Source organism: Citrobacter sp. RHB35-C21 (assembly GCF_013816515.1).
GTDB lineage: Bacteria > Pseudomonadota > Gammaproteobacteria > Enterobacterales > Enterobacteriaceae > Citrobacter > Citrobacter braakii.
The window spans coordinates 5,032,389-5,054,677 of the sequence record NZ_CP057147.1 but is presented as its reverse complement, the minus strand read 5'-3'; the positions used below and the strand labels follow the sequence as shown (position 1 = coordinate 5,054,677).

General features: G+C 53.7%; 20 protein-coding genes. 15 read left to right on the top strand and 5 right to left on the bottom strand.

Annotated elements, in window-relative coordinates:
* Window positions 1–43 precede the first annotated feature (43 nt).
* From uvrD to corA, 3 genes are all read left to right on the top strand, one after another.
* Complete coding sequence (gene uvrD / locus HVZ39_RS24405; protein WP_016155130.1) at window positions 44–2,206, top strand: DNA helicase II; 2,163 nt, start codon at window positions 44–46, stop codon at window positions 2,204–2,206.
* 265 nt (window positions 2,207–2,471) lie between these two features.
* On the top strand, window positions 2,472–2,528 hold the full coding sequence (ysgD, locus tag HVZ39_RS26495; protein WP_212723238.1) for a YsgD/CorL family protein: 57 nt from the start codon (window positions 2,472–2,474) through the stop codon (window positions 2,526–2,528).
* A 154-nt stretch (window positions 2,529–2,682) separates the two neighbouring features.
* Window positions 2,683–3,633 (top strand): magnesium/cobalt transporter CorA, encoded by a 951-nt coding sequence (gene corA / locus HVZ39_RS24400; RefSeq protein ID WP_003017920.1) that lies wholly within the window; start codon window positions 2,683–2,685, stop codon window positions 3,631–3,633.
* 41 nt (window positions 3,634–3,674) lie between these two features.
* Here corA and rarD read toward each other — a convergent pair whose 3' ends face one another.
* Together rarD and yigI are read right to left on the bottom strand one after the other, a co-directional pair.
* The gene (gene rarD, locus HVZ39_RS24395) at window positions 3,675–4,568 is read right to left on the bottom strand and encodes an EamA family transporter RarD (protein ID WP_016155131.1); all 894 of its coding nucleotides are present in this window, start codon (window positions 4,566–4,568) and stop codon (window positions 3,675–3,677) included.
* Between the two features lie 51 nt (window positions 4,569–4,619).
* Complete coding sequence (gene yigI / locus HVZ39_RS24390; RefSeq protein WP_003017917.1) at window positions 4,620–5,087, bottom strand: acyl-CoA thioesterase YigI; 468 nt, start codon at window positions 5,085–5,087, stop codon at window positions 4,620–4,622.
* Window positions 5,088–5,252: 165 nt separating this feature from the next.
* Between yigI and pldA the strand changes: the two genes are divergently transcribed.
* The 3 genes from pldA to rhtC all read left to right on the top strand — a co-directional run bounded on the left by pldA (window position 5,253) and on the right by rhtC (window position 8,725).
* Window positions 5,253–6,122: a phospholipase A gene (gene pldA / locus HVZ39_RS24385; RefSeq protein WP_016157849.1), complete on the top strand. Its 870-nt coding sequence runs from the start codon at window positions 5,253–5,255 to the stop codon at window positions 6,120–6,122.
* 88 nt (window positions 6,123–6,210) lie between these two features.
* The gene (recQ, locus tag HVZ39_RS24380) at window positions 6,211–8,040 is read left to right on the top strand and encodes an ATP-dependent DNA helicase RecQ (protein ID WP_019078429.1); all 1,830 of its coding nucleotides are present in this window, start codon (window positions 6,211–6,213) and stop codon (window positions 8,038–8,040) included.
* A 64-nt stretch (window positions 8,041–8,104) separates the two neighbouring features.
* A complete protein-coding gene (gene rhtC, locus HVZ39_RS24375; RefSeq protein ID WP_016155134.1) occupies window positions 8,105–8,725 on the top strand; it encodes a threonine export protein RhtC in 621 nt (206 codons plus the stop codon).
* Window positions 8,726–8,769: 44 nt separating this feature from the next.
* Here rhtC and rhtB read toward each other — a convergent pair whose 3' ends face one another.
* Entirely contained in the window at window positions 8,770–9,390 is a 621-nt protein-coding gene (gene rhtB / locus HVZ39_RS24370) for a homoserine/homoserine lactone efflux protein (protein ID WP_003828938.1), read from the bottom strand.
* 110 nt (window positions 9,391–9,500) lie between these two features.
* Here rhtB and pldB point away from each other — a divergent pair, with 110 nt between their 5' ends.
* From pldB to HVZ39_RS24355, 3 genes are all read left to right on the top strand, one after another.
* Window positions 9,501–10,517 (top strand): lysophospholipase L2, encoded by a 1,017-nt coding sequence (pldB, locus tag HVZ39_RS24365; protein WP_003017911.1) that lies wholly within the window; start codon window positions 9,501–9,503, stop codon window positions 10,515–10,517.
* Between the two features lie 15 nt (window positions 10,518–10,532).
* Window positions 10,533–11,333 carry a sugar/pyridoxal phosphate phosphatase YigL gene (yigL, locus tag HVZ39_RS24360; protein ID WP_008787091.1) on the top strand — a complete coding sequence of 267 codons (801 nt, stop codon included), beginning with the start codon at window positions 10,533–10,535 and terminating at the stop codon, window positions 11,331–11,333.
* An 80-nt stretch (window positions 11,334–11,413) separates the two neighbouring features.
* Window positions 11,414–12,313, top strand: coding sequence for a carboxylate/amino acid/amine transporter (locus HVZ39_RS24355; protein ID WP_047358745.1), 900 nt, complete (start codon window positions 11,414–11,416; stop codon window positions 12,311–12,313).
* Here the strand turns inward: HVZ39_RS24355 and metR are convergent.
* Complete coding sequence (metR, locus tag HVZ39_RS24350) at window positions 12,201–13,154, bottom strand: HTH-type transcriptional regulator MetR (protein WP_003017908.1); 954 nt, start codon at window positions 13,152–13,154, stop codon at window positions 12,201–12,203. The genes HVZ39_RS24355 and metR overlap by 113 nt on opposite strands.
* 234 nt (window positions 13,155–13,388) lie before the next feature.
* Between metR and metE the strand changes: the two genes are divergently transcribed.
* A complete protein-coding gene (metE, locus tag HVZ39_RS24345; RefSeq protein ID WP_181633064.1) occupies window positions 13,389–15,650 on the top strand; it encodes a 5-methyltetrahydropteroyltriglutamate--homocysteine S-methyltransferase in 2,262 nt (753 codons plus the stop codon).
* A gap of 102 nt (window positions 15,651–15,752) precedes the next feature.
* On the opposite strand, the gene HVZ39_RS24340 is transcribed toward metE, so the two are convergent.
* Window positions 15,753–16,559 carry a dienelactone hydrolase family protein gene (locus HVZ39_RS24340; RefSeq protein ID WP_016155137.1) on the bottom strand — a complete coding sequence of 269 codons (807 nt, stop codon included), beginning with the start codon at window positions 16,557–16,559 and terminating at the stop codon, window positions 15,753–15,755.
* A 265-nt stretch (window positions 16,560–16,824) separates the two neighbouring features.
* Between HVZ39_RS24340 and udp the strand changes: the two genes are divergently transcribed.
* From udp to ubiB, 5 genes are all read left to right on the top strand, one after another.
* Window positions 16,825–17,586: a uridine phosphorylase gene (udp, locus tag HVZ39_RS24335; protein ID WP_006686084.1), complete on the top strand. Its 762-nt coding sequence runs from the start codon at window positions 16,825–16,827 to the stop codon at window positions 17,584–17,586.
* Between the two features lie 140 nt (window positions 17,587–17,726).
* Window positions 17,727–19,157, top strand: a complete 1,431-nt coding sequence (gene rmuC / locus HVZ39_RS24330) for a DNA recombination protein RmuC (RefSeq protein ID WP_019078423.1) — start codon at window positions 17,727–17,729, stop codon at window positions 19,155–19,157.
* Window positions 19,158–19,251: 94 nt separating this feature from the next.
* Window positions 19,252–20,007: a bifunctional demethylmenaquinone methyltransferase/2-methoxy-6-polyprenyl-1,4-benzoquinol methylase UbiE gene (gene ubiE, locus HVZ39_RS24325; RefSeq protein WP_003017897.1), complete on the top strand. Its 756-nt coding sequence runs from the start codon at window positions 19,252–19,254 to the stop codon at window positions 20,005–20,007.
* Between the two features lie 13 nt (window positions 20,008–20,020).
* Window positions 20,021–20,626, top strand: a complete 606-nt coding sequence (gene ubiJ, locus HVZ39_RS24320) for a ubiquinone biosynthesis protein UbiJ (RefSeq protein WP_181633063.1) — start codon at window positions 20,021–20,023, stop codon at window positions 20,624–20,626.
* Window positions 20,623–22,263: a ubiquinone biosynthesis regulatory protein kinase UbiB gene (gene ubiB / locus HVZ39_RS24315; protein WP_016155140.1), complete on the top strand. Its 1,641-nt coding sequence runs from the start codon at window positions 20,623–20,625 to the stop codon at window positions 22,261–22,263. Before ubiJ ends, ubiB begins: the two co-directional genes overlap by 4 nt.
* Window positions 22,264–22,289 lie beyond the last annotated feature (26 nt).

Sequence of the window (22,289 nt, the reverse complement as noted above, 5' to 3'; positions counted from 1 at the left end):
CGCTACGCTTATCCGCCTTACCTACTTTTACGCGGCGGTGCCAATGGACGTTTCTTACCTGCTCGACAGCCTTAATGATAAACAGCGTGAAGCGGTGGCCGCGCCACGCAGCAACATGCTGGTTTTGGCCGGCGCGGGGAGTGGTAAAACTCGCGTGCTGGTGCACCGTATCGCCTGGTTACTGACGGTAGAGAACAACTCGCCATACTCCATTATGGCGGTGACCTTTACCAACAAAGCGGCGGCGGAAATGCGCCACCGTATTGGCCAGATCATGGGAACCAGCCAGGGCGGTATGTGGGTGGGTACATTCCACGGTTTGGCGCACCGTCTGCTGCGCGCGCACCATATGGATGCGAACCTGCCGCAGGATTTCCAGATCCTCGACAGCGAAGACCAATTGCGTTTGCTCAAGCGTTTGATCAAGGCGATGAATCTTGATGAGAAGCAGTGGCCGCCGCGTCAGGCGATGTGGTTTATCAATAGCCAGAAAGACGAAGGGCTGCGCCCGCACCATCTGCAGAGCTATGGCAACCCGGTTGAGCAAACCTGGCAGAAGGTGTATCAGGCCTATCAGGAAGCGTGTGACCGCGCGGGGCTGGTGGATTTCGCCGAGCTGTTGCTGCGCGCCCATGAACTGTGGCTCAACAAGCCGCATATCCTGCAGCACTACCGCGAACGCTTTACCAATATCCTGGTGGACGAATTCCAGGATACCAACAACATTCAGTACGCCTGGATCCGCCTGCTGGCGGGCGATACCGGCAAAGTGATGATCGTTGGCGATGATGACCAGTCGATCTACGGCTGGCGCGGGGCGCAGGTGGAAAACATCCAGCGCTTCCTCACGGATTTCCCGGGCGCAGAAACTATTCGCCTGGAGCAGAACTACCGCTCTACCAACAACATCCTCAGCGCGGCCAACGCCCTGATTGAAAACAACAACGGGCGTTTGGGTAAAAAGCTGTGGACCGATGGCATCGACGGCGAACCAATCTCACTGTACTGCGCGTTCAACGAACTCGATGAAGCGCGTTTTGTGGTCAATCGTATCAAAACCTGGCAGGACAACGGCGGTGCGCTGGAACAGTGCGCCATTCTGTATCGCAGCAACGCCCAGTCGCGCGTGCTGGAAGAGGCGTTGTTACAAGCCAGCATGCCATACCGTATCTATGGTGGGATGCGCTTCTTCGAACGCCAGGAAATCAAAGATGCGCTCTCCTACCTGCGCCTTATCGCTAACCGTAATGACGACGCTGCATTCGAACGCGTGGTGAATACGCCAACCCGCGGGATTGGCGATCGTACATTAGATGTCGTGCGTCAGACCTCCCGTGACCGCCAGCTTACGTTGTGGCAGGCCTGTCGTGAGCTGTTGCAGGAAAAAGCCCTCGCGGGTCGCGCCGCCAGCGCCTTACAGCGTTTTATGGAGCTGATCGATGCGCTGGCGCAGGAGACCGCCGATATGCCGCTGCACGTGCAGACTGACCGGGTGATTAAAGACTCCGGCCTGCGCATGATGTACGAGCAGGAAAAAGGCGAGAAGGGTCAGACGCGTATCGAAAACTTAGACGAACTGGTGACGGCAACGCGCCAGTTCAGCTACAACGAAGAAGACGAAGACTTAATGCCGCTACAGGCGTTCCTGTCTCACGCCGCGCTGGAAGCAGGCGAAGGGCAGGCGGATACCTGGCAGGATGCGGTACAACTGATGACGCTGCACTCGGCGAAAGGTCTGGAGTTCCCCCAGGTATTTATCGTGGGTATGGAAGAAGGCATGTTCCCCAGCCAGATGTCGCTGGACGAAGGTGGGCGCCTCGAAGAAGAGCGCCGCCTGGCTTACGTAGGCGTGACTCGCGCGATGCAAAAGCTGACGCTGACCTACGCCGAAACGCGTCGTCTGTACGGCAAAGAGGTTTACCACCGTCCGTCGCGCTTTATCGGCGAACTGCCGGAAGCGTGCGTTGAAGAGGTTCGCCTGCGCGCCACGGTTAGCCGCCCGGTGAGCCATCAGCGGATGGGCACGCCAATGGCGGAAAATGATACCGGCTACAAGCTCGGCCAGCGCGTGCGCCACGCTAAGTTTGGTGAGGGCACCATCGTCAATCTGGAAGGAAGCGGTGAGCACAGTCGTTTGCAGGTCGCGTTCCAGGGGCAAGGGATCAAATGGCTGGTGGCGGCCTACGCCAGACTGGAAACGGTTTGATCGGTTTGGCTTTGCCGGATGGCGACGCTGGTGCGTCTTATCCGGCCTACAGACCGGGTAACATTTTGATTTCCAGGCCGGACAAGGCGAAGCCGCCATCCCGCTATCTGTCGGTTAATATTCTGAAATCATAGATAAATAATTCCCCTCTGCTAACCTTTTTGTATAAGGGGAAATTATTACTTTTTCGCCATCTGTTGCGTGTTGACGTCAAAATTTTGCTGGCGTAACATGCGCGCACGATTACGCTAAGAGGACATTCGCCTTGGACACACCCAGTAGATACTGGCTCATTATCCTGTCATCCAGGATCAACTCCTAAGGCTATCCCTTTTTGCTGATAGCCTTCGCGGTTGTCAGCGACCTTCTGTTTTTTCCCGTCGCGCTGAGTCAGGCTGTTTAATGGTCTGAAACCCAATTTGTTTCTGTGTGCCCTCCGAACTGTCCGATAATTTTTTGCATTGGGAGTCCCGGTCATGCTGAGCGCATTTCAACTGGAAAACAATCGTTTAACTCGCCTTGAGGCAGACGAGATCGAGCACCTGGCCAGTTCGGTTTGGGTCGATTTAGTCGAGCCGGATGACGAAGAACGAAACCGTGTGCAAAAGGACTTGGGCCAGAATCTGGCTACGCGCCCTGAACTGGAAGACATCGAAGCATCTGCGCGTTTTTTTGAAGACGAAGACGGTCTGCACATTCACTCCTTCTTCTTCTATGAAGATGCCGACGATCACGCGGGTAACTCAACCGTCGCATTTACCATTCGCGAAGGTCGCCTGTTTACTCTGCGCGAGCGCGAGCTGCCGGCATTTCGCCTGTACCGCATGCGTGCGCGTAATCAGGCGATGGTGGATGGCAACGCTTACGAGCTGCTGCTCGACCTGTTCGAAACTAAAATTGAACAGTTGGCGGATGAGATCGAAAATATCTACAGCGACCTGGAAAAACTCAGCCGTGTGATCATGGAAGGGCGTCAGGGTGATGAATATGACGAAGCGCTTTCGACGCTGGCGGAACTGGAAGATATCGGCTGGAAGGTCCGCCTGTGTCTGATGGATACCCAGCGCGCACTGAACTTCCTGGTGCGTAAAGCGCGTTTGCCGGGGAGTCAGCTGGAACAGGCGCGCGAGATTCTGCGCGATATCGAATCCCTGCTGCCGCACAACGAATCACTGTTCCAGAAAGTTAACTTCCTGATGCAGGCGGCGATGGGCTTTATCAATATCGAGCAGAACCGCATCATCAAGATCTTCTCGGTGGTCTCTGTGGTGTTCCTGCCGCCGACGCTGGTGGCTTCCAGCTACGGGATGAACTTTGAGTTCATGCCGGAACTGCACTGGAGCTTCGGTTACCCAGGGGCGATTGTCTTTATGATGCTCGCGGGTCTGGCACCGTATCTGTACTTTAAGCGCAAGAACTGGCTGTAATGGCTGTGCCGGATGGCGGTTACGCCTTATCCGGCACTTCTTCAGCTCCGACGTACCCGTCGTTGCGTATAAATCGCATCCATCACGAAAACTGCCAGCGCCACCCAGATAAACGCAAACGTGACCATTTTATCCGCTCCCGGAACTTCACCGTAGAAAGTGACGGCCAGCAGGAACATTAGCGTGGGTCCGATATACTGGAAGAAACCCAGCGTGGACAGACGCAGGCGGGTCGCCGCGCCGGTAAAGCACAGCAGCGGAATGGTGGTCACGACACCTGCAGCAATCAGCAGCAGATTGAGTGACATGGGGTTTTGACCCATATGGCTGGTTGGGCTGTCCGCGATGCCAAACAGATAGATAGCCGCAACAGGTAAAAGCCACAGGGTTTCGATCAGCATGCCGGTTTGTGCTTCGACGGCAATCTTCTTGCGTACCAGACCATAGAAAGCAAAGCTGAACGCCAGGCCCAACGCGATGATTGGCAGCGATCCGAAGGTCCACAGCTGTACCAGTACGCCGCAGGCGGCTAACAGTACCGCCAGCCACTGCATGCGACGAAAGCGCTCGCCGAGGAAAAGCATTCCCAGCACAATATTCACCAGCGGGTTAATAAAATAGCCCAGGCTGGCTTCCAGCATATGATGATTATTGACCGCCCAAATGAACAGCAGCCAGTTTCCACCGATGAGCACTGCAGAGAGCGCCAGCAGGAAGATCTTCTTTGGCGTTTGTAGCAGCGTTTTGATGCCCGACCACTGGCGGCTGATGCTCATCAGTACCACCATAAAGAAAAATGACCAGATGACGCGGTGCGTCAGGATCTCATCCGCCGGGACATAGTAAATCAGCTTGAAGTAGGCAGGAGCGATACCCCAAATAAAATAAGCAGCAAGAGCGAGTAACACGCCCTGCCGCGTTTGTTTAGCATCCATCGGGAAAACTCATTTCAGAAATGTAACAGCAGTTTACCTTTTTTTGAGCACTTACCCCACCATATAAGTGGCGGTTGCGCTGGCAATATAAAGCTGTTCTTCATTATGCAGTTCCACGCGCGCAACGGCGACTTTATTCCCCGCCCGCAGCAGGCTGCTGGTAGCGGTAAAGCGATTTCCTCTCCCCGGGCGCAGGTAATCAACGCGCAAATCGATTGTTCCCATACGTGACATTCGCTGACGCAGTTCGTCCTCGCTGATCGTCTCATGGCGGGTCAGCGTACTGCCAACGCACACCAGCCCGGCGGCAACGTCCAGCGCCGACGCGATCACGCCGCCATGCAGAATGCTTTGCGCCCAGTTGCCGACCATCATCGGTTGATTATTAAAGGCTAATTGAGCAAATTCTTTCTCATAGCGTTCAAGCTCCAGACCCAGCGCCCGGTTAAACGGCATATGATAGACAAACATTTCACCCACTAACTTCAGCGCTTCCTCAGCAGTAAGTACGGCAGACATACGATCCCTACATCTCAATGGTTAATGAAATGTTGATATTATGCTTATTATTTGTTGTTTTCTACTTTAGGACGGGATAACTAACGAGGAACTCGCTAAGTATGTAGAATACTTGCCAGATAATTATACAATTCATCAATATTTTGGTTCAGGAGAACATTACCGATGCGGGCGATTCTGGGATGGTTACTACCAGCAGTCATGCTGCCGTTGACCGCGTATGCGCAGGAAGCGACAGTGAAAGAGATTCATGATGCACCGGCGGTTCGCGGCAGTATCATCGCCAACATGCTGCAGGAGCATGACAACCCTTTCACGCTTTATCCTTATGAGACCAACTATCTCATCTACACCAATACCAGCGACATGAACAAAGAGGCGATAAGCAGCTATAGCTGGTCCGAAAATGCGCGCAAAGATGAGGTTAAGTTTCAGCTAAGCCTGGCGTTTCCGCTCTGGCGCGGAATATTAGGCCCGAACTCGGTACTCGGCGGTTCCTATACCCAGAAGTCCTGGTGGCAGCTTTCGAACAGTGAAGAGTCTGCGCCGTTTCGCGAAACCAACTATGAACCGCAATTGTTCCTCGGTTTCGCCACCGACTATCGTTTTGCCGGTTGGACGCTCCGCGATGTCGAAATGGGCTATAACCATGACTCCAATGGTCGATCCGACCCCACCTCACGTAGCTGGAACCGCCTTTACACCCGGCTGATGGCTGAAAACGGTAACTGGCTGGTGGAAGTTAAGCCGTGGTACGTTATCGGCAGCACTGACGATAACCCTGATATCACCAAATATATGGGCTACTATCAGTTGAAAATGGGTTATCACCTGGGTGACGCGGTGATCAGTGTGAAAGGTCAGTACAACTGGAATACCGGCTACGGCGGCGCAGAGCTGGGGGCCAGTTATCCCATTACCAAGCATGTGCGTCTTTATACCCAGGTCTACAGCGGCTACGGCGAATCACTGATTGACTACAACTTCAATCAGACCCGTGTTGGCGTGGGTGTAATGCTTAACGATATCTTCTGACAGGTATTGAGAGTATTTTAATCATTGCAGTTTCTCTCTCAGGCGCTGAAAATAGCGCCTGTTTTTATTTCAGGCTAATGGGGTTAATGTGGCGCAGGCGGAAGTGTTGAATCTGGAAATGGGCGCTAAACAGGTTTTGCAGGAAACCTTTGGCTACCAACAGTTTCGCCCTGGTCAGGAAGAAATCATTGATACCGTGATCGCTGGTCGCGACTGCCTGGTCGTTATGCCGACCGGTGGCGGAAAATCCCTGTGCTATCAAATTCCCGCATTATTGCTTAACGGGCTCACCGTTGTTGTTTCTCCGCTGATTTCTCTGATGAAAGATCAGGTCGATCAACTGCTTGCCAACGGCGTGGCGGCCGCGTGTCTGAACTCCACCCAAAGTCGTGAGCAGCAGCTTGAGGTGATGGCAGGCTGTCGTAGCGGGCAGATTCGCTTACTGTACATTGCGCCCGAACGCCTGATGCTGGATAACTTCCTTGAAAATCTGGCGCACTGGAACCCGGTACTGCTGGCAGTTGATGAAGCGCACTGTATTTCGCAGTGGGGGCATGATTTCCGCCCGGAATACGCCGCGCTGGGGCAGTTGCGTCAGCGTTTCCCAACTCTGCCGTTTGTCGCGCTGACCGCGACCGCGGACGAGACAACCCGGCTGGATATTGTGCGTCTGCTGGGGCTCAACGACCCGTTAATTCAGATCAGCAGCTTTGATCGCCCGAATATTCGCTACATGTTGATGGAGAAGTTTAAGCCGCTCGATCAACTGATGCGCTACGTGCAAGAGCAGCGCGGTAAGTCCGGTATTATCTACTGTAACAGTCGCGCTAAAGTAGAAGACACCGCCGCGCGTCTGCAAAGCCGAGGCATTAGCGCCGGGGCTTATCATGCCGGGCTGGAAAACGCTGTACGTGCAGAAGTGCAGGAGAAATTCCAGCGTGATGACCTGCAAATCGTCGTAGCGACCGTGGCGTTTGGCATGGGAATCAACAAACCCAACGTACGCTTCGTGGTGCATTTCGATATTCCGCGCAACATCGAGTCCTATTATCAGGAAACCGGCCGCGCCGGGCGTGACGGCCTGCCTGCGGAAGCAATGCTGTTTTACGATCCGGCTGATATGGCATGGCTGCGCCGTTGCCTCGAAGAGAAACCCGCCGGGCAACTGCTGGATATCGAACGGCATAAGCTCAATGCGATGGGGGCGTTTGCCGAGGCGCAAACCTGTCGTCGTCTGGTGCTGTTGAACTATTTTGGCGAGGGGCGTCAGGAGCCGTGTGGTAACTGCGACATCTGTCTCGACCCGCCAAAACAGTACGACGGGCTCATGGATGCGCGCAAAGCGCTGTCGACTATCTACCGTGTTAATCAACGCTTTGGTATGGGTTATGTCGTGGAGGTTCTGCGCGGAGCGAATAACCAGCGAATTCGCGAGCTGGCCCATGACAAGCTGCCTGTCTATGGCATTGGTCGTGAGCAAAGCCATGAACATTGGGTAAGCGTTATCCGCCAGCTTATTCATCTTGGGCTGGTGACGCAGAATATTGCTCATCACTCCGCGTTACAGCTAACCGAAGCCGCGCGTCCGGTACTGCGTGGTGATGTTGCGCTACAGCTTGCGGTACCGCGTATTGTGGCGCTGAAACCGCGAGCGATGCAGAAATCCTTCGGTGGCAATTACGATCGCAAACTGTTCGCCAAATTGCGGAAGCTGCGTAAAGCCATTGCTGATGAAGAAAATATCCCGCCGTATGTAGTGTTCAACGATGCCACGCTGATTGAAATGGCTGAGCAGATGCCGGTTTCACCGAGCGAAATGCTGAGCGTCAATGGCGTGGGGATGCGTAAACTTGAGCGTTTTGGCAAAGAGTTTATGGCGCTTATTCGCGCGCACGTTGATGGTGACGACGAAGAGTAGTCAGCCAGGCAAAAAAGTGCCAGGATGGTGACTCACTGAACTATTTCCCCCGCGAGTCATTTTTATGTTAACGCTATTTTTCACCGTTGCGTTGGTGCATATCGTTGCGCTGATGAGTCCTGGTCCCGACTTTTTCTTTGTTTCTCAAACAGCGGTTAGCCGTTCGCGCAAAGAAGCTATGATGGGTGTGCTGGGTATTACCTGTGGCGTCATGGTCTGGGCTGGTGTAGCGCTGCTCGGCCTACATCTGATTATCGAAAAAATGGCCTGGCTGCACACCATTATTATGGTGGGCGGGGGGCTGTATCTGTGCTGGATGGGATATCAGATGCTACGCGGCGCGTTTAAAAAACAGGATGTTGCGACTCCCACTCCGCAGGTTGAGCTGGCGCAGAGCGGACGCAGCTTTTTGAAGGGGCTGCTGACCAACCTGGCGAACCCTAAAGCCATTATCTATTTTGGCTCCGTGTTCTCATTGTTCGTTGGCGATAACGTGGGAACGGGCGCACGCTGGGGGATCTTTGCCCTGATCATCGTGGAAACGTTGGCGTGGTTTACCGTAGTCGCCAGCCTGTTTGCACTGCCGAAAATGCGTCGTGGCTATCAGCGTCTGGCGAAGTGGATTGATGGTTTTGCCGGTGCGCTGTTTGCGGGCTTCGGTATCCACCTGATTATTTCGCGTTAAGTTTCTTCCGGGCCGGATAAGCGCAAGCGCCTCCGGCACCTTCATCAGGCATGCCGTGCCGAGGCTAACAAGGCGCCTATCAGCATAAACAGCGAGCCAAACACTTTGTTTAACGCTTTCATTTGCTTTGGCCCTTTAATCCAGCCAGCAATGCGCGTGGCCAGCGTCGCGTAACCGATCATCACAATGATATCGACCACGATGGTCGTGACGCCAAGCACCACGTACTGCATTAACTGCGGTTCCTGTGGCAGGATAAACTGCGGGAACAGGGCTGCAAGGAAAACGATGCTCTTGGGGTTGGTCAGATTAACAAAGACTGCGCGTTTGAACAGGCGGCTGCGCGATTGCGTATTCGCCATGGTGTTTAGATCGATAGCACCTGCCGCCCGCCATTGCTGAATACCCAGCCAAATCAGATAGGCCGCCCCCGCCCATTTCAGCACCTCAAATGCGATAACCGAACGTGAAAATAGCGTTCCCAGTCCTACGCCAACCAGAACGATATGAATGCCAAGTCCGGTCTGCAAACCAGCAATCGACGCGCTGGCGCCGCGATAACCGTGACTGATGGCGGTGGTCATGGTGTTGATTGCGCCAGAGCCTGGAGACAAGCTCAAAATAATAGAGGTCAACAGGTAGGCGAACCACCATTCAAAGGTCATGAGAAACTCCCGGATTGTCTATTTTTATGCCACAATACGCTACTGCCGTTAGGTTGTGTCAGCGACGGCGAAAAAAACGATTTTACTTGGTCAGCGAGGCTGGATACCCGATGTTTCAGCAGCAAAAAGACTGGGAAACAAGAGAAAACGCGTTTGCTGCTTTTTCCATGGGGCCACTGACAGATTTCTGGCGTCAGCGGGAAGAAGCGGAATTTACGGGCGTGGATGATATCCCCGTCCATTTTGTGCGTTTTCACGCAGAAAAAAACGATCGCGTCATCGTCGTCTGTCCTGGACGCATTGAAAGCTACGTGAAATACGCTGAACTGGCGTATGACCTGTTTCATTCTGGTTTTGACGTCCTCATTATCGATCACCGTGGCCAGGGGCGTTCCGGGCGTATGCTTTCGGACCCGCATCGCGGTCATGTCGATAACTTTAATGACTATGTCGACGATTTAACCGCCTTCTGGCAGCAGGAAGTGCTACCCGGTCCGTGGAGAAAGCGCTATATACTGGCGCATTCAATGGGCGGAGCGATAGCCACGTTATTCTTGCAGCGCCACCCGAATCAGTGTGATGCCATCGCGCTTTGCGCGCCGATGTTTGGTATTGTGATGCGCTTTCCCGACTGGATGGTACGCCACATTCTGGACTGGGCTGAAGGGCATCCGCGGATCCGCGAAGGTTATGCGATGGGTACCGGGCGCTGGCGGGCGCTGCCATTCGGTATGAATGCGTTAACCCATAGTCGACAGCGCTATCGGCGCAATCTACGCTTCTATGCGGATGAGCCACGGCTGCGCGTTGGCGGCCCCACCTACCACTGGGTACGTGAAGGTATTCTGGCAGGCGAACAGGTTCTGGCTGGAGCAGGAGACGACGCGACGCCGACGCTGCTGATTCAGGCCGAAGAAGAGCGTGTGGTAGATAACCGCATGCACGATCGTTTTTGTGAACTCCGCGCCGCAGCGGGCCATCCCGTAGAAGGGGGGCAGCCGCTGGTCATCAAAGGCGCGTACCATGAGATCCTTTTTGAAAAGGACGCAATGCGCTCAGTCGCGCTTAACGCTATTGTCGAATTTTTCGACAAGCATAACTCATCCAGCGGAACCCGCTTTGCCTAGAGGTTGAATTTTCTTATGTATCAGGTTGTTGCGTCTGATTTAGACGGTACGCTGCTTTCTCCCGACCATACTCTGTCCCCTTATGCCAAAGAGACGCTGAAGTTATTGACCGCTCGTGGCGTTAACTTCGTGTTTGCGACTGGCCGTCATCATGTTGATGTGGGGCAAATTCGCGATAACCTCGGCATTAAAACCTACATGATTACGTCCAACGGCGCGCGTGTGCATGATTCTGACGGGAATCTGGTGTTTTCGCATAACCTGGATCGCGACATTGCCAGCGACCTGTTTGGCGTAGTGAATGCAAACCCGGACATCGTGACCAACGTTTATCGTGATGATGAGTGGTTTATGAACCGCCATCGCCCGGACGAAATGCGCTTCTTCAAAGAAGCAGTGTTTAACTATTCACTGTTTGAACCTGCGCTACTGGAGCCGGAAGGTGTGAGTAAAGTGTTTTTCACCACCGATTCTCACGAAAGGCTGCTGCCGCTGGAGCAGGCGATTAACGCCCGCTGGGGCGACCGCGTCAACGTCAGTTTCTCTACGCTTACCTGCCTGGAAGTCATGGCTGGCGGCGTATCGAAAGGCCATGCGCTGGAAGCGGTGGCGAAAGCTATGGGCTATAGCCTGAAAGATTGTATCGCTTTTGGCGACGGGATGAACGACGCGGAAATGCTCTCCATGGCGGGCAAAGGCTGCATTATGGGCAACGCTCACCAGCGCCTGAAGGATCTGCATCCGGAACTGGAAGTCATTGGTCTTAATGCCGACGATGCCGTGCCGCATTATCTGCGTGAGCTGTTTTTGCAGTAATGTTTTTGTTCGTTAGTTGACCAGATGTCAACTTAAAACTTCGCTACAATGGGCGTACCTTTTGTTAAGAGACATCCATTGTGGCGTTACTCATCATTACCACAATTCTGTGGGCCTTTTCCTTTAGCCTGTTTGGCGAGTACCTTGCCGGTCATGTCGATAGCTATTTTGCGGTGCTGGTGCGCGTTGGGCTGGCGGCGCTGGTGTTCCTGCCGTTTTTACGTACCCGTGGACATAGCGTAAAAACCATCGCGCTGTATATGCTGGTGGGCGCCATGCAGCTTGGCATTATGTATATGCTGAGTTTTCACGCCTATCTGTACCTGACGGTATCAGAACTGCTGCTCTTTACCGTGCTGACGCCGCTCTACATTACGCTGATTTATGACCTGATGAGCGGACGTCGTCTGCGCTGGAGCTACGCCTTCAGTGCGTTGCTGGCGGTGGTTGGTGCGGGGATCATTCGTTACGATCAGGTGACCAGCCACTTCTGGACCGGCCTGCTGCTGGTGCAGTTGTCCAATATCAGCTTTGCTATTGGCATGGTGGGCTACAAGCGTCTGATGGAAACGCGGCCAATGCCGCAGCACAACGCCTTTGCCTGGTTTTACATGGGGGCCTTTATGGTGGCGGTCGTGGCCTGGTTCATGCTGGGGAATGCGCAGAAAATGCCTGCAACCACGCTACAGTGGGGAATTCTGGTCTTTCTTGGCGTGGCAGCGTCCGGCATTGGTTACTTTATGTGGAACTACGGCGCAACCCAGGTGGATGCGGGGACGCTGGGCATCATGAACAATATGCATGTGCCGGCCGGGCTGCTGGTTAACCTGGCTATCTGGCATCAACAGCCTCACTGGCCAAGCTTCATTATTGGTGCGGCTGTGATAGTGGCTTCACTGTGGGTACATCGAAAGTGGGTCGTTCCGCACTCCGTACAAACGGCAGGTGATCGCAGGCGTGATTCCGCGCTGAGCGAATAAACGCTTCCGTGACTGGCTGTCGCTGCTCGCCATCGCGCACGGCGGCGTACAGCCGACTCCACAATCCATCGCCCAGGGTTTTGGTCACCACCAGGCCCTGGCGTTCAAAACTCTCCACCACCCAGTGCGGTAAAGCTGCAATACCCATTCTGGCTGCAACCATCTGAATCAGCAGCAGGGTGTTATCCACGCTCTTCAGCGACGGACTAACGCCCGCAGGCTGCAAGAAATGCCGCCAGACATCCAGTCGACTTCGTTGCACCGGGTAAATAAGCAGCGTCTCACTGGCTAAATCCTCCGGCGTGATCTGCGTCTTGCTGGCCAGCGGATGGTCCGGCGCCAGTACCAGGCGGACTTCAAAATCGAACATCGGCGAGTAGTGCAGTCCGCTACGCGGCAGAATGTCGGATGTCAGCACCAGATCCAGCTCATCCTGTTGTAGCGCTGGTTGCGGATCGAACGTCACGCCGGATTTAAAGTCCATCTCCACCTGCGGCCAGTTGGCACGAAAATTCTCCAGCGCGGGCGTCAGCCATTGAATACAGCTATGGCATTCAATAGCGATCCGCAGCCGGGTTTGCTGCGGTTCGTTGCAGGCCTGCAGCGCACGACCAATTTGCGGCAACACCTGATTTGCTAACTGCAGCAAAATTTCGCCTTGAGGCGTAAAGCGCAGAGGCTGGCTTTTACGGATAAAAAGTCGAAAGCCAAGGCGCTGTTCCAGATCGCTGAACTGGTGAGAGAGGGCGGATTGGGTCTGATGCAACGTCGCCGCTGCGGCCGCCAGCGAACCACTATTCCGCAACGCCTGGAGCGTTTTCAGGTGTTTAATCTCGATCATGAAAGTCCTTCACTTCGGCATGAACAAATTGCGCTTGAGGAATATACAGTAACTGTCAATTATGGATGTGTAAACATCTGGATGGCTAAAATCCTTCGTCTTTTAAATTTATGGTGCGTTGGCTGTGTTTTTCCACCCCGGTCACTTACTTCAGTAAGCTCCTGGGATGAATAAACTTGCCACCTTCCCTAAATTAAAAATCAATAGGGTTTACATATAATTAGAGGAAGAAAAATGACAATACTTAATCACACCCTCGGTTTCCCTCGCGTTGGCCTGCGTCGCGAGCTGAAAAAAGCGCAAGAAAGCTACTGGGCGGGAAATTCTTCCCGTGAAGATTTGCTAACCGTTGGCCGCGAGCTGCGTGCCCGTCACTGGGATCAGCAGAAGCAGGCGGGCGTTGACCTGCTGCCGGTGGGCGATTTTGCCTGGTACGATCACGTGCTGACCACCAGCCTGCTGCTCGGCAACGTTCCGGCTCGTCATCAAAATAAAGACGGCTCGGTCGATATCGATACCTTATTCCGCATTGGCCGTGGCCGCGCACCAACCGGGGAGCCCGCGGCGGCGGCAGAAATGACCAAATGGTTTAACACCAACTATCACTACATGGTGCCAGAGTTCACCAAAGGTCAGCAGTTCAAACTGACCTGGACCCAACTGCTGGATGAAGTGGATGAAGCGTTGGCGCTCGGTCACAAGGTGAAACCTGTGCTGCTGGGACCGGTAACTTACCTTTGGCTGGGGAAAGTAAAGGGCGAACAGTTTGACCGCCTGAGCCTGTTGAACGATATTCTGCCGGTTTACCAGCAGGTGCTGGCTGAGCTGGCGAAACGCGGTATTGAGTGGGTGCAGATTGATGAACCTGCTCTGGTGCTGGAGCTGCCTCAGGTTTGGCTGAACGCCTTCAAACCAGCGTATGACGCGCTGACGGGTCAGGTAAAGCTGCTGCTGACCACCTACTTCGAAGGCGTAACGCCAAACCTGGATACCATTACCGCGCTGCCGGTGCAGGGGCTGCACGTTGACTTCGTGCACGGTAAAGATGATGTGGCCGAGCTGCACAAGCGTCTTCCTGCCGACTGGTTGCTGTCAGCGGGGCTGGTGAACGGTCGCAACGTCTGGCGTGCCGATCTCAGCGAAAAATACGCGCAAATTAAAGATATCGTCGGGAAACGTGACCTGTGGGTAGCTTCTTCCTGCTCCTTGCTGCACAGCCCAATCGATCTCAGCGTGGAAACCCGCCTTGATGCAGAAGTGAAGAGCTGGTTTGCCTTCGCCCTACAAAAATGCGGCGAGCTGGCGCTGCTGCGTGATGCGTTGAACAGCGGTGATACGGCGGCAATTGTGGCGTGGAGCGCACCGATCCAGGCTCGTCGTCACTCTACCCGCGTACACAACACCGCAGTGGAAAAACGTCTGGCGGCGATCACCGCCCAGGACAGCCAACGTACCAACGCTTACCCGGTACGCGCCGAAGCGCAGCGTGCCCGCTTTAATCTGCCGGCATGGCCGACCACCACTATCGGCTCATTCCCGCAAACCACGGAAATTCGCGGCCTGCGTCTGGACTTCAAAAAGGGCAACCTGGATGCAAGTAACTACCGCACCGGTATCGCGGAACATATCAAACAGGCGATTGTTGAACAGGAACGTCTGGGGCTCGACGTGCTGGTGCACGGTGAAGCCGAACGTAACGACATGGTGGAATATTTTGGCGAGCACCTGGACGGATTCGTCTTTACCCAGAATGGTTGGGTGCAGAGCTACGGCTCTCGCTGCGTGAAACCACCGGTGGTTATTGGCGATGTCAGCCGCCCGGAAGCGATCACCGTGGAGTGGGCGAAGTATGCCCAGTCGCTGACCGACAAACCGGTAAAAGGCATGTTGACCGGTCCGGTGACCATTCTCTGCTGGTCATTCCCGCGTGAAGACGTGACGCGTGAAACCATCGCTAAGCAGATTGCGCTGGCGCTGCGTGATGAGGTAGCGGATCTGGAAGCGGCGGGTATTGGCATCATCCAGATTGACGAACCGGCACTGCGCGAAGGTCTGCCACTGCGCCGCAGCGACTGGGCGGCGTATCTGGAGTGGGGCGTGGAAGCCTTCCGCATTAACGCGGCGGTGGCGAAGGATGAAACCCAGATCCACACCCACATGTGTTACTGCGAGTTCAACGACATCATGGACTCCATTGCGGCGCTGGACGCGGACGTGATCACCATTGAGACTTCACGCTCTGATATGGAGTTGCTGGAGTCGTTTGAAGAGTTCGACTATCCGAACGAAATCGGGCCGGGCGTATACGATATTCACTCGCCGAACGTCCCGAGCGTGGAGTGGATAGAAGCCCTGCTGAAGAAAGCCGAGCAGCGTATTCCGGCCGAGCGTCTGTGGGTCAACCCGGACTGCGGCCTGAAAACGCGCGGCTGGCCGGAAACCCGCGCCGCGCTGGCGAACATGGTCAAAGCCGCGCAGAACCTGCGTCAGGCGTAATTCAGAGCCGGTGGTCGGGAAGCGCAAGCGCTTACCCGGCTTACAGGAAATAGCAAGAGTTGTAGGCCCGGTAAGGTGTAGTCGCCGCCGGGCAATTAACGTTTATTTCTTCCCGCCGTATTGTGTGAACCACTCCAGCATTCTCAGCCAGCCATCTTTTGCGGACTCTTCGTGATAGCTCGGACGATAATCGGCGTTAAACGCATGTCCGGCATCGGGATAGACCACGATTTCCGCTTTTGCATTGGCGGCACGCAGCGCCTGACGCATTGTTTCAACGGTATCTTGCGGAATACTGGTGTCCTGGCCGCCATAAAGTCCCAGAACGGGGGCGTTAAGATCGGTCGCGATATCAACAGGATGTTTCGGTGAGTTGAGGGTTTTATCGCCCACCAGTTTGCCATACCACGCTACCGCCGCTTTTAACTGCGGATTATGAGCTGCATACAGCCAGGTGATGCGTCCACCCCAGCAAAATCCGGTGATCATTAACTGGTGGGCATCTCCTCCGTTACGAGAAGCCCAACTGGCGACGTGATCCAGATCGGCCAATACCTGAGAGTCAGGCACTTTGGCGACAAGGCTGCTGAGCAACGTAGGGATATCGGCAAAGTCATTGGGATCGCCTTCACGAAAATAGAGCTCTGGTGCGATAGCCAGATACCCTTCCAGAGCCAGACGGCGGCAAACGTCACGAATGTGTTCATGAATGCCAAAAATCTCCTGCACGACAATGACCACAGGCAGCGGGCCATCGGACTGTTTTGGTCGTGCGTGATACGCTGGCATATCATCGCCTTGTGAAGGTATGGACGTTACACCGGCGATAATGGCGTTATCCGGAGTGTGAACCGTGGTAGACGTCGGTGGAGATACAGCAGGTGCAAAGCCAGATTGTCGTGTTGTCATGGTATTCTCCGTACCCTTAAATATTCAGCCAAAAAGCGCATTGTTAACTATAGACACATGCAACGAACCACATTGCCTTAAACGGTCTATCTTTTGTGCAGGGCTTCCTTACATCGCATCATTTATGTGATTCAAGTCACTATTTTATGGTAATGGAATGCAATTGATTTACATCATAGTGATGACTGTCACGAAAATATGTTCATGCCTTCGGTAAAGTGTGTTTTTGCTTCTTCTGACAAAACCGATTCACAGAGGAGTTTTTATGTCTAAGTCTGATGTTTTTCATCTCGGCCTCACTAAGAACGATTTACAAGGGGCTCAGCTCGCTATCGTCCCTGGCGACCCGGAGCGTGTGGAAAAGATCGCCGCGCTGATGGATAAGCCGGTTAAGCTGGCATCTCATCGCGAGTTCACTACCTGGCGTGCTGAGCTGGATGGTAAAGCCGTGATCGTGTGCTCTACCGGTATCGGCGGTCCGTCAACCTCTATTGCCGTAGAAGAACTGGCACAGCTGGGCATTCGTACCTTCCTGCGTATCGGTACGACTGGCGCCATCCAGCCACATATCAATGTAGGTGATGTACTGGTCACCACAGCATCTGTCCGTCTGGACGGTGCAAGCCTGCACTTCGCGCCAATGGAATTCCCGGCCGTCGCGGACTTCGAGTGCACCACCGCGCTGGTGGAAGCGGCGAAATCTATCGGCGCCACCACCCACGTAGGCGTTACCGCGTCTTCTGATACCTTCTATCCGGGCCAGGAGCGTTATGACACCTTCTCTGGTCGCGTAGTGAGCCGTTTCAAAGGCTCAATGGAAGAGTGGCAGTCTATGGGCGTCATGAACTACGAAATGGAATCTGCTACGCTGCTCACCATGTGCGCAAGCCAGGGTCTGCGTGCCGGTATGGTCGCGGGTGTTATCGTGAACCGTACTCAGCAAGAGATCCCTAATGCGGAAACGATGAAACAAACAGAAAGCCACGCGGTGAAAATCGTGGTGGAAGCTGCGCGTCGTTTACTGTAATTCTCCCGTCTATTCAAAAAGGCCGGCGTGTTCGGCCTTTTTATTTTGCGTAGTGCCTCGCAGGAAATCCCTTTTAAACTGGACGTTTATACAGCACAATTCTATTTTATGCGGGTAAGTCGTTGCTGTAAGGGGGCGTTGTGGATATTTCAATTATGATGAGTGCCGTGCTGGCGTTAGCCGCAGGGCTGCTGGTGGGGTGGCTGGCAACAAAAGCGCACGCCGATCGGATCCGTGCCGACCTCATCGAAGAACGACGCGAACTGGATATTGCGCTAAGCGCCGCCCGCCAGCAGCTCTCACAGGAAGCCCACTGGCGCGATGAGTGCGAATTACTCAATAACGAATTGCGCAGCCTGCACAGCATCAACACCTCTCTGGAAGCCGATCTTCGAGAAGTCACTACCCGACTGGAAGCGACGCAGCAGCATGCGGAAGATAAAATCCGCCAGATGATCAACAGCGAACAGCGTCTGAGCGAACAGTTTGAAAATCTGGCGAACCGTATTTTCGAGCACAGCAACCGTCGTGTAGACGAGCAAAATCGCCAAAGCCTGAACAGCCTGCTTACACCGCTTCGCGAACAACTGGACGGTTTTCGACGCCAGGTTCAGGATAGCTTTGGTAAAGAGGCGCAAGAACGCCATACTCTGGCGCACGAAATTCGTAATCTGCAGCAACTGAACGCGCAGATGGCGCAGGAAGCGGTAAACCTGACGCGGGCATTAAAAGGCGATAACAAAACGCAGGGCAACTGGGGCGAGGTCGTACTCACGCGGGTGCTTGAGGCTTCCGGTCTGCGCGAAGGCTATGAATACGAAACCCAGGTCAGCATTGAGAACGACGCCCGTTCGCGGATGCAGCCAGATGTCATCGTCCGGTTACCGCAGGGCAAAGATGTGGTGATCGACGCGAAAATGACGCTGGTCGCCTATGAACGCTATTTTAATGCTGAAGATGAATACACCCGCGAGAGCGCGTTGCAGGAGCACATCGCCTCGGTACGAAACCATATCCGTCTGCTGGGGCGCAAAGACTATCAGCAACTTCCTGGGCTACGCACACTTGACTATGTGCTGATGTTTATCCCCGTTGAGCCTGCTTTTTTACTGGCGCTCGATAGACAGCCTGAACTGATTACCGAAGCCCTTAAAAATAACATTATGCTGGTTAGCCCTACCACGTTGTTGGTGGCATTGCGCACGATTGCCAACTTGTGGCGCTACGAGCATCAGAGTCGTAATGCGCAACAGATTGCCGATCGGGCCAGCAAACTTTATGACAAGATGCGGTTGTTTGTGGATGATATGTCGGCAATTGGCCAAAGCCTGGATAAAGCCCAGGATAACTACCGACAGGCGATGAAAAAACTCTCTTCAGGTCGTGGAAACGTCCTGTCACAGGCAGAAGCATTTCGCAGTTTAGGCGTGGAAATTAAGCGCGAGATTAATCCTGAACTGGCTGAACAAGCCACTACGCAGGATGAAGAGTACCGCTTGCGCTCGGTCCCTGAAACGCAGCAGGATGAACCTTACCCTGATGATGAAGCGGTAAACCAGCAATCAAACTAGTCCGTTTGGGGTAGTTGAACCGGGCAGAAGGGTAGGGCAAATTGGCCCAATCTGTTACACTTCTTGAACATTTTTTGGATGAGCAGGCACTGAGATGGTGGATAATTCACAAGAAACGACGCACTTTGGCTTTCAGACCGTCGCTAAAGAGCAGAAAGCTGACATGGTGGCCCACGTTTTTCATTCTGTGGCGTCTAAATATGACGTTATGAATGACTTAATGTCATTTGGCATTCATCGTTTGTGGAAGCGCTTCACCATTGACTGCAGTGGCGTGCGTCGCGGGCAAACCGTTCTCGATTTGGCGGGCGGTACGGGCGATCTGACGGCGAAATTCTCTCGCATGGTAGGCGAAACTGGCAAAGTTGTGCTGGCGGATATCAACGACTCAATGCTCAAAATGGGTCGCGAAAAGCTGCGTAATATCGGCGTCGTGGGTAACGTTGAGTACGTTCAGGCGAATGCGGAAGCATTACCTTTCCCAGACAACACGTTTGACTGCATCACCATCTCTTTCGGTCTGCGCAACGTAACGGATAAAGACAAAGCATTACGATCTATGTATCGCGTGTTGAAGCCGGGCGGACGTCTACTGGTGCTGGAGTTCTCCAAGCCGATTATCGAACCGCTGAGTAAAGCCTACGACGCATACTCTTTCCACGTTTTGCCGCGCATTGGTTCTATGGTGGCAAGCGATGCAGACAGTTATCGCTATTTGGCGGAGTCCATCCGCATGCATCCCGATCAGGACACCTTAAAAGCAATGATGCAAGATGCCGGGTTCGAAAGCGTTGATTACTACAACCTGACGGCAGGTGTCGTTGCGCTGCATCGTGGTTACAAGTTCTGACAGGAGATTGGGGATGCCTTTAAAACCCTTAGTGACCGCCGGCGTTGAAAATTTGCTTAACACCTTTCTGTATCGTTCTCCTGCGCTCAAGTCAGCCAGAACGCGTTTACAGGGCAAAGTGCTGCGTGTTGAGCTCAAAGGATTTTCAACACCGTTAGTGCTGGTGTTTAGTGAGCGCCAGGCCGATGTGCTGGGGGCATGGGAAGGCGAAGCCGATTGCACCGTAATCACACATGCCAGCGTGTTACCGAAATTACGCGACCGACAGCAACTCACCACGCTTATCCGCAGTGGTGAGCTGGAGGTTCAGGGCGATATCCAGGTGGTACAGAATTTTGTCGCGTTGGCCGATCTGGCGGAGTTTGATCCCGCAGAACTGTTAGCACCCTATACCGGCGATATCGTCGCGGAAGGGGTCAGCAAAGTTTTGCGTGGTGGAGCGAAGTTCCTGTGCCACAACATTCAACGCCAGCAGCGCTATGTTGCCGAAGCGATCACCGAAGAGTGGCGTATGGCTCCAGGTCCGCTTGAGGTTGCATGGTTTGCAGAAGAAACGGCAGCCGTTGAGCGTGCGGTCGAATCTCTGGCCAAACGGCTGGAAAAACTGGAGGCCAAATGACGCCAGGTGAAGTACGGCGCCTTTATTTCATCATTCGCACTTTTTTAAGCTACGGTCTTGATGAACTCATCCCCAAAATGCGTATCACGCTGCCACTCCGGCTGTGGCGTTACACGCTGTTCTGGATGCCCAACCGACATAAAGACAAACCGCTGGGAGAACGGCTGAGACTGGCTTTACAGGAGCTCGGCCCGGTGTGGATTAAGTTCGGGCAAATGCTCTCTACCCGCCGCGATCTTTTCCCGCCACACATCGCCGATCAGCTAGCGTTATTGCAGGATCGGGTAGCCCCATTCGATGGGCAAAGAGCGAAAGAACAAATCGAAGAGGCGATGGGTGGGCTGCCCGTCGAGGAATGGTTTGATGATTTTGAGATCACACCGCTGGCATCCGCGTCTATTGCTCAGGTTCACACCGCGCGACTGAAATCGAATGGGAAAGAGGTGGTGATCAAAGTTATCCGCCCGGACATACTGCCGGTAATTAAAGCGGATTTGAAACTGATCTACCGCCTTGCTCGCTGGGTACCTCGCCTGATGCCAGACGGCCGCCGCCTGCGACCAACAGAAGTGGTCCGTGAATATGAAAAAACGTTGATTGATGAGCTGAATCTGCTGCGCGAGTCGGCGAACGCGATTCAGCTGCGACGTAATTTTGAAGACAGCCCAATGCTGTACATCCCGGAAGTGTACTCTGACTATTGCAGTCAGAACATGATGGTGATGGAGCGCATTTACGGTATTCCCGTTTCAGATGTCACCTCGCTTGAGAAGAACGGCACCAATATGAAGCTGCTGGCTGAACGCGGTGTTCAGGTCTTTTTTACTCAGGTATTCCGCGACAGCTTTTTCCATGCGGATATGCACCCTGGGAACATTTTCGTGAGTTATGAGCATCCCGAAAACCCGAAATACATTGGTATTGATTGTGGGATTGTGGGTTCTTTAAACAAAGAAGATAAGCGTTATCTGGCTGAAAACTTCATCGCGTTCTTTAACCGCGACTACCGCAAAGTTGCTGAATTGCATGTGGATTCTGGCTGGGTTCCGCCGGATACCAACGTAGAAGAGTTTGAATTCGCCATTCGTACCGTGTGCGAGCCGATTTTCGAAAAACCGCTGGCGGAGATTTCCTTTGGTCATGTGCTGTTAAATCTGTTCAACACAGCGCGCCGATTCAATATGGAAGTTCAGCCTCAACTGGTATTGCTACAGAAGACGCTGCTGTACGTTGAAGGTGTCGGACGTCAGCTCTACCCGCAGTTAGATTTGTGGAAAACGGCCAAGCCTTTCCTCGAATCCTGGATCAAAGATCAGGTCGGTATTCCGGCGCTTGTTAGGGCATTTAAAGAAAAAGCACCGTTCTGGGTCGAAAAAATGCCAGAAATACCTGAACTGGTGTATGACAGTTTGCGCCAGGGCAAATATTTACAGCACAGTGTTGATAAGATTGCCCGCGAGCTTCACGCGAATCATGTACGTCAGGGACAATCCCGTTATTTATTGGGCATTGGTGCAACATTGTTGCTCAGTGGAACATTCCTGCTGGTAAGCCGTCCTGAGTGGGGGCTTATGCCGGGCTGGTTAATGGCCGGCGGTGTCTTAGCCTGGTTGATCGGCTGGCGCAAAATGCGCTGAATTTTTCATCGCCCTAGGCAGGTCGT